Source organism: Bacillus canaveralius (assembly GCF_002860125.1).
Lineage (GTDB): Bacteria > Bacillota > Bacilli > Bacillales > Cytobacillaceae > Bacillus_BJ > Bacillus_BJ canaveralius.
Window position 1 is genome coordinate 1 of the sequence record NZ_PGVA01000086.1, and the last position, 8,204, is coordinate 8,204.

At 39.9% G+C, this 8,204-nt stretch carries 9 protein-coding genes and 2 pseudogenes; 1 reads left to right on the forward strand and 10 read right to left on the reverse strand.

Annotated elements, in window-relative coordinates; translation table 11 throughout:
* Window positions 1-106 precede the first annotated feature (106 nt).
* The 8 genes and pseudogenes from CU635_RS22295 to CU635_RS22320 form a co-directional block, all read right to left on the reverse strand.
* On the reverse strand, window positions 107-1,492 hold the full coding sequence (locus CU635_RS22295) for an RHS repeat domain-containing protein (protein WP_101579562.1): 1,386 nt from the start codon (window positions 1,490-1,492) through the stop codon (window positions 107-109).
* Window positions 1,449-1,793, reverse strand: a complete 345-nt coding sequence (locus CU635_RS22300) for a hypothetical protein (protein WP_101579563.1) — start codon at window positions 1,791-1,793, stop codon at window positions 1,449-1,451. The genes CU635_RS22295 and CU635_RS22300 overlap by 44 nt, the downstream gene beginning before the upstream one ends.
* Before the next feature lie 116 nt (window positions 1,794-1,909).
* A pseudogene (locus CU635_RS22305) lies at window positions 1,910-2,279 on the reverse strand (recombinase family protein); the annotation flags it as partial.
* A 601-nt stretch (window positions 2,280-2,880) separates the two neighbouring features.
* Window positions 2,881-3,336: a hypothetical protein gene (locus CU635_RS22310; RefSeq protein WP_101579564.1), complete on the reverse strand. Its 456-nt coding sequence runs from the start codon at window positions 3,334-3,336 to the stop codon at window positions 2,881-2,883.
* Window positions 3,337-3,753: 417 nt separating this feature from the next.
* Window positions 3,754-4,119 (reverse strand): transposase, encoded by a 366-nt coding sequence (locus tag CU635_RS24450; RefSeq protein ID WP_425427553.1) that lies wholly within the window; start codon window positions 4,117-4,119, stop codon window positions 3,754-3,756.
* Between the two features lie 14 nt (window positions 4,120-4,133).
* Window positions 4,134-4,385 carry a hypothetical protein gene (locus CU635_RS24455; protein WP_425427551.1) on the reverse strand — a complete coding sequence of 84 codons (252 nt, stop codon included), beginning with the start codon at window positions 4,383-4,385 and terminating at the stop codon, window positions 4,134-4,136.
* A gap of 4 nt (window positions 4,386-4,389) precedes the next feature.
* Window positions 4,390-4,983, reverse strand: coding sequence for an IS110 family transposase (locus tag CU635_RS24460; protein ID WP_425427552.1), 594 nt, complete (start codon window positions 4,981-4,983; stop codon window positions 4,390-4,392).
* A gap of 133 nt (window positions 4,984-5,116) precedes the next feature.
* A pseudogene (locus tag CU635_RS22320) lies at window positions 5,117-5,897 on the reverse strand (recombinase family protein).
* Window positions 5,898-6,062: 165 nt separating this feature from the next.
* Between CU635_RS22320 and CU635_RS22325 the strand changes: the two are divergent.
* Window positions 6,063-6,263 carry a helix-turn-helix domain-containing protein gene (locus tag CU635_RS22325; protein ID WP_101579565.1) on the forward strand — a complete coding sequence of 67 codons (201 nt, stop codon included), beginning with the start codon at window positions 6,063-6,065 and terminating at the stop codon, window positions 6,261-6,263.
* Window positions 6,264-6,593: 330 nt separating this feature from the next.
* Here CU635_RS22325 and CU635_RS22330 read toward each other — a convergent pair whose 3' ends face one another.
* Both CU635_RS22330 and CU635_RS23600 read right to left on the reverse strand, forming a co-directional pair.
* Complete coding sequence (locus tag CU635_RS22330; RefSeq protein WP_101579566.1) at window positions 6,594-6,989, reverse strand: CDI toxin immunity protein; 396 nt, start codon at window positions 6,987-6,989, stop codon at window positions 6,594-6,596.
* A gap of 11 nt (window positions 6,990-7,000) precedes the next feature.
* On the reverse strand, window positions 7,001-8,204 hold a 1,204-nt coding region (locus tag CU635_RS23600; protein WP_180960024.1), incomplete at its 5' end, for an RHS repeat-associated core domain-containing protein.

The following is an 8,204-nucleotide window of genomic DNA, read 5'->3' on the forward strand; positions in this document are numbered from 1 at the left end:
ATCTGTTTTGTGGCAGAACGGAACCCTCAAAGCCGAGTTTTCATAGAACTTTTTACACTACCATTACCTCGGACCAATAATTCTGTTAATATCTGCAGTACGATCTTCAGCACTGTTTCCCCACAGCCAGTATGGAATCATATCTCCAGTGGCGAAAACCTTGCTCAGTCGGTGCATAATTAAGAGTCCCCATGTCCTGAGGGTTTGTTACAATAGAAGATTCAAATTCAGGATTATTGTTTATCACTACTTCTACTTCATACCCTTTATACTGTTTTAAATACTTATCATTGTATTTACTAGAATTTTCATGGTAAATATCTTTATCTTCACTTATTTTTTTCCAACCACTTTCCTCGTTTTTAATATTCTCAATGTTGTTATAAACATCTAATTCTTTATAGAATTTCTCTTGTAATTCATTTCTTTCATAATGTTCTTCCTTATCAATATATAAAAAATCTACATAACTATATAGTGACTTTTTAATTTCATATAATTTCTCATTATAATTATTTACCGTTTTTAAAGCAGTATTGGATTTCTTATTAAATCTGTTGAAGTAACTCGACATTGATTTGTTACTAAACCCAAAACTGAACTTTCTTTTATTAGTAAATACGTATTTGTTACGAACCGATTGACTAGACTTCCCATAACTTTTGTAAGAAGGTGGCATAAATCCAGCTAACTTACTAAAGTTGCCCCAGCGCATTGCCAGGATTTCTTCGAATGTCGGCGCAGGTGGTGGCGGTGGGGGTGGTGGTGCTACTGGGCCTCCGCCTCCAGATCCTCCTGAAGATCCACCTGATCCTCCGCTTCCGCCTTTTCCTCCTCCAGAACCGCCTGATCCTCCGGAACCTGGTTTTGGGTTTGGTGCTGGTGGCGGTGGCGGTGTTGGATCTTTGCCTCCGCCTCCTGGTGGGGGCGCTTTACAATACTCCCCATCCGGCCCAGTCGGGATACAGATTGCGTGTCCGCTTGGGTCCATATAGGTCGCCGGGTTGTTATGGGCATAGCTGAACCGGTTTAAGCTGGCCGGAAGGTTCGTCCATCCCGCAAACGTGTCCATCGTCGTGAAGCGGCCCTCGTTCGGGCTGTACCATCTGGAGCCAAAATCGATCATGCCCGCTTTCGCGTCATACGATTTGCCGGTGAACCCGACGGCGTTGTATGGGGCCGCCATATGGCTGAACAGGTTGCCGAACGCATCATAGCTGTACGATGCGCGTTTTTCTCCTCGGCGGTCGGTCACATCCAGGATGTTGCCGATCGCGTCTTCATGGTAATACAACAGTCCGCCTCGGGTCCGGATATTGCCTTCATAGCCTTCCTGCTTGCGGCCGTGGTTGCCGAACATCTTCCGGGCAATCACGTGGTCCGATCCCATATAATACTGGGCGAGCGGCTGGCCGTTTTCCCCGTATTCCTTGAACACGTTCAGTCCGTCATACAGGTACTGGGTTGTTTCTTCGTAGAGCGCTTTGCCCATCCGCTTTTTCAGGCCGTTTTTCTCCCTGGTGCCGCGACGCTTTTCTTCTCAGGGCGTCGTACTCATACTCAACGAGCGAGCCGTCCGGGTAGTACACGCCTTTCAAGCGGTTGTCGGTCGTGTAATTGTACTTGATCGTGCCTTCCCTTGTTTCCTTTTCAACGAGGTTGCCGTTGACATCATAGAAATACTTCTTGTCTCTGGCTTCCACAAGTTCGTTCAATTCATTATAACGGTATTTCGTGATTTTGCCGTCTTCATTTTGTTCAATCCAGTTACCGCCGGCGGAATCATGATACATAAAAATCTGCTCTTATAGCATTACCCGTACCCTGTGTTGTATCTTAAACTATTATAAAAATGGCAAACTGGTTATTTCATAGCTAAGGTTCACTCACCATTACTGTTTTGTAATTTTGGGTCTTTCTTATGGATGCTGTAAAGGGGCTGTTCAATACTTTTAATATCACATCCAAATTTCTTTATCCCCGTTGAACCAGCACCTTACAATATCTAACCGCCATAATCGGCTTGTGTTCAGCACTACCACATAATCTATTTGGATAGACGAAAGGTGAGCCAACATCTCCTGTAAGCCCACCCTGTCAATATCCAATGCTTCCTCATTTAATTTAGCACCACTGATTCCTTCATCTCTAAAAATTTGTATCAAGTTCCATCCATTTTCTTCACAGTATGCTTTGATTTCATCTTCTTGATATTTCAAGCTGTATCCATCTTTTGCTTGCCCATGAGTTGAGACACGTATATACCCGACAACGTTCAACTTCTCACCCTCCCGTTACATAAATTTTAATTTTTGTAACGCTTTTTAAACGAATAGCGAGTATTATACGACCTTCTCTTTAAAAAATACAACCCAAAAATTTATGGGTCACAGGCAATAAAGAACACCCTTTCACGTTACCCATTGTTTATCGCCGCGAGTTTTGTCATTCTCGTTAGTCTGTTGCCTATCCCATACATTTATAGTTCCTGCTTAAAAAATGTCATCTCGCCCAATTCTCGTTCTTGTCACCCTATCTTATTTTTAAAACCAAACTCCATGATGGTATAACCTTTATGAGCTCTCGATTTTCAAATGCTCAAATGTCTGCTTAGCAGCATATACTTTTTGATTCAAAATAGAATTGAATCTTACTTTAATTTAGAAATTATTATTTATATTGAAAATTATCCACTATGCATATTACTATCCGCCCTTGGCATCCCACAAAAAAGAAAGGGGCTGTCCCAAAAGTGGTATTTCAGCCGAAACCTTTAAAAAAATAAAACCCAAGAATGCTGTTAAATCAACATTCCTGGGTTTTTAATTTGGGTGCATTTTACTCCAAAATGGACTTTTTAGACAGCCCCTTTAAGTTAAATTACAATAAAATAAGTCTAAAAACTAGGTCGTCAAAATCAATATCCCCAATTCCATTGCTACAACGGAAAATGAAAATACCTTCATCTTCTTGTTCAGCTATTATTCCTGCATTTCCAATCCAAGCATCAACTCTATCATCATTGTATTGCCATATATTCCATAAATTCAGTTGTCCTGTTTCTTTTTTAGGGAAGCATTTGAAGATAAAAGTTGATGGTGCAGTATCTACCCAAAAGACGGGTGAATTTAATTTTTGATTATTAACTTCAATATACCCTTTTCTCTTGTCCAGAGAAAATTCAATGCCTTGTCTAAAATCATTTTTAGTTCTAATAAATTCAATTTTGACATCTTGACCTGTGTTGACCTCTAACCTATGTGACATTACTACTAGGCTACCGTTGATATTTATTGCCTCGCCCTTATTTTTAATAAACATTTCAGCTAGACTCATCGTTAATAAATCACTCCCTTAATAACCAGGTCTTCTAAATGGGTCTACTTTTGCATGGTCTTGTGGCCATCTTGGAACAAAATCTTTTCCGCCATCTCTTTTCGGAATAGGTTCATGACTCAATTCCATCGATTCCATTCCACCCTTATCTGGGTTATATCTTTGCGGTGCATTTCCTTTTTTCATTCTAGCTACATTTTCTGCGCCGTATTTTTTTACAGCGTCGGGTTTTGCAGCTTCGTTTTTCCAAAACCTTGATCTTACTGTGTTCCAAGCTGGTTCATTTCCTTTAGAAGTTGGCTTATATACATCGTCTCCAACTTTCCAACCTTTAGAAGCTTTTACCGTACCCTTAGGAACATCTAAAAATGTACTTTATGAAAAGGTGGCAGTTTATTCAACCACCACCCAATTTATTTAGCTTACCTTCGTTTCAGGCATTTCAGGCAGGATATAAGCCGTTTTATTTTTCATCATACCATAGATTATTCTGACTAATCTTCTCATAATATAAAGCAGGGCTTGTGACTTGGATTTTCCTTCTTTCAATTTCTGATTATAGTAAGTGTAAAAGACATGGTTACGAGGGATTTTACTCCCTTTACATACTTGAACTTGTTGGACAGCTAAGTTGTAAAACACATCATATAGCTTTCTGTTGCCTTGCTTGGTTTTCTTCATCGTTTCCTTACCGCCCGAACCCATTCTGATTGAGGCTATTCCTGCATACCTTGCAAGTTTATCAGAGTTAGCGAACCGATGAATGTCTCCAATTTCTGCAATTAAAGCGGATGAAGTTACCTATCAATCCCTGGCATAGTCTCAAGCTGCATACCTAATGTCTGAACAATCACCTTTAACTCTTTATCCACCTTTTTGATTTCCTGTTTCTTAAAGCGGATATCTCTCACTATGCTTTGAATAATAAAATCTCTAGATGTCTGATATTCTCGTATTACTTCTCCATCAGCTTGAACAAGGGATAATATTTGTTCTGCTTTTCTAGTCGAACAAGAATTACCACTGGGTTCTAATAGAAATGCTCTCATCCCTCTACGGTTTCCCACCCAAATGAGATGGAGAAGGATAGCTTTCCCAAAACGCTAATGCTGTTTTTCCATCAACTTCTGAAAAGAACTCCTTGTAGCTTGGATAATGATAGTTTAATTGCATATGCAGTTGGTTTTTTAAAGCGGTTTGTGTTTTCACTAAAGCGTTTCTTCTACCAACAAGTTGTGCAATTATCCAATGAATATCCGATGGTGTAGCTTCAGGCAAATACGGTAGGTCACGTATTAAAACCCTTGCCACACATTGAGCGTCCCAACTATCGTTCTTTTCAGTCATGGCATAACTGTTTCGTTCTGCATTGGATAAAGAGGAATTAACGAATTTTACAATGTAGCCTCGTTCTATCAGATATAAAGCTAAATCTCTTCCATAGCCGCCCACATCTTCTAATCCAAATACAGGGGTCAAACCTTCTGATAGATAACTATTCACATATTCTGATAAACTTGGAAATATGGATGGCTTATTTTGAAAAGTCATTTCCCCTAGCTTTTCATGCCAACAATCCAATATCACCGCTGTATGTTGAAACTTGTGTAAATCTAGCCCTATATAAATATACTTATCTCTTCTCATCAGAAAAACTCACCCCTATATTAGATTGAACGGCTAAAGCAAGACAGAGAATGTCGGCAACCTTAGGTCGAGCGTTAGTCTCATAGAGACTCGCAAGGGTACGAAAGCTTATCCATTCTCTATCTGTTAACCGTTATAATATGGCTTGATGTTTGCCATTTGCTGTTATGTCTCCGTAGTGGTATAAACCACTATAAAACGCTTTTCTATCTAAAATCCGTTTGACTTGGACTTTCGTAAACAACTTTCCTTGTTTTGTTCGATGTCCTTCCTCATTAAGTCGTTCTGCTAGTTGTGTTAAAGACCATGAAGGATACTGTTCCTTAAGGTCAAACACTCTTTGTACGGTCTGTGCCTGTCTATCGTCTATGACAAGGCTTTTCTGACCTTTCTTCACTTTGTATCCTAATGCAACATTTCCTCCTGCATAGCCGCCCTGTTGGGCTTTCTTGTTTCGTCCTCTCCCTAGCTTTAATGCGATTTCAAATCGTTGATATTGGTCTAATAACTCCATTAAACCATTGATTAAAAAGTCACTAGGGTCTTTCTTGTGAATACTGTATTGCGGCTGTTTGTTCAATACTCCGAATGTCCACTCCAAACTTTTTCAATTCCCGATGAACCAACACTTTCACGATGTCTGACCGCCATAAACGGCTTTTATTCAGCGTGACAACATAATCCACCTCATGGTGGGAGAGATACTCCAACATCTCCTGAAAGCCTATTCTATCCACTTCTAACGCTTCTTCGTCTACTTTAGCCCCACTGATACCCTCGTCCTTAAACAAGCGTAAAAGCGTGTATCCTTGAGCTTCACAATATGCCTTGATTTCATCTTCTTGGTAAGCAAGGCTGTATCCATCCTTTGCTTGTCCTTGTGTGGATACTCGAATATATCCGATAACATTCATGGTATTTTCCCCCTCCGTTACGCAAATTCAGATTAACGTAACGCTTAGACGCTATATTTAATATAAATTCATTGTATGCGGCTTTAGCGATACAATAAACCCCTTTACCGATACAAATTTATTGTGTATTGTAAAAGTAACATGAAGAAGAGGAAGGGAAATACCATGCCAATATCCATCAAACTAAAGGAAATCCTTAAAGAACGTGACCTTTCACAACGTGAATTAGCACGAATGGCAGGGCTGCGGCCTAATACGATAAGCCATCTTTGTTCAGACAACGTAGACAGGGTTTATCTTTCGACACTAGAAACGGTATGCAAAGTGTTAGACATTGACATTCAGGAGTTAATTGAGGTGGAGTAACCTCTCGCCATAGTAATCGTTCTATGTACGTAAAAGTTGCGATAATGTTTTAAAAGGCAGAGAGAAAGCAAAGGTAAGGTTTTGGAGGATGAAAACGGTGGTGTCTGATAATTTTACGACAATTTGCAGGAAATGAAATACATCAAATAGGGCATAAGTTTTATAGTGATTGTACGTACTCTATAATTTTGGAAAACTTTATGCAGGAATTATAACCGTTTTCTCTAATCTTTGGATAAAAAGTTGTTAATTCGGCACTCTGTCACTAATAAAACAACCCTCAAAAGAGTGAAGTATAACTTCTCTTCTGAGGGTTAATCCAATGATATTTTACTTTAATCCTATTTTTACTTCACCGTCATGAAATATTTCAATAACATATCCTGAATATGGTGAAAATATCCAAGTATCAAAACTTACAGCAGTAACATCATCTATTACTTCTAATACTTTATCTAAATCAGATTGGATTATAGGTAATGTCCCTTCATCCCAAATTACATATATAACATTGCTGTATTCATCAATGTTTTGGTTTAAAAAGGAGATTATCTCATCAACTGTACTCACATCAGCATGATAAGTTACATTCTCCCATTCAATACGCCCCCACTCTGTAAATGGAAAAGAACTCTCAAAATCTCTAATTACTTTCTCTCTATCAGTTTCAGATAAGATGTGGACATTCTCACCTAAGGCTTCAATACACTCATCAAGTAAACTCATTCAAATTCCCCTTATCTATCCAAATGTTTTAATAAAGATTTAAAGGTATTTTCGTTACCCTCAAATGGAATAACTATTTTTCGGGCATTAGCCCCTTTACCATTACGAAAATCTTCAATATTTATATGAGTCCCCTTATTAGGGTCATAATCTAATCTCCATCTTACTTTTCCATCAGCTGACTGTCTACCAACTACTTTTCCATATCCAGCACTTGACTTAAGAGTTCCTGTATATGGTTTTGAATTTGGTCCTAAATCTCCAACTAGGTCTAGTGCTTTATTTCTAGCTTGTTCATATGTCTTGACTTTATCTAATACTTGTTCCCCTTTACTTATACCCTTACTTGCCTTCGCTAAATCGACAACTTTACCCGGTTTATATAATAACCCAGCAGCGGCTAGAAATACATCCTCTTTAGAGGCACTACGGTAATTCAATAAAGTGTGAATATCTTCCATAAACCAGTAATTGACAGTACTTGCAGTTACATGTCCCCAACTAAGGTCAGGCTGATTAATTCCCCCTAGTACTTTTCTTTTACTATCAAAATGCATGTTATATCCATCATATACTGAGTATTTATGTTTAGTAGGTTTGTACATATTGGAAGGAATATTTCCTGCTCTGTTATTAAATTCAGCTATGGCCATGGCAAGCAGTTCTTCCTTGGTTGGTCCGGGATCTACTGGTTCCTCAACTGGATCTTCAGACCCACCCGATGATCCTCCTCCACCGGATCCTCCGCTTCCGCCTGTTCCTCCTCCAGATCCACCGGATCCTCCAGAACCTGGTTTTGGTGCTGGCGGAGGTGGTGTGCTTCCGCCATTTCCTCCGCCCGCTGGTGGTTTCGGTTTCGGGATGCAATACGTATCGTCTGAATCACTCGTCGTTTCACAATGTCCTGATGGATCCGTAAAGTTGACCGGATTGTTATGGACATAGCTGTACCGGTTCAAAGTCAACGGCTGGTTCGACCATCCTGCAAACGTGTCCATCGTCGTGAAGCGTCCTTCGTTCGGGCTGTACCATCTTGCACCAAAGTCAACCAGCCCGGCTTTCGCGTCATATGATTTTCCGGTGAATCCGACGGCGTTGTATGGGGCCGCCATATGGCTGAACAGGTTGCCGAAGGCATCATAGCTGTACGATGCCCGTTTTTCTCCGCTGCGGTCGGTCACATCCAGGATGTTGCCGAGTGCGTCTTCATGGTAA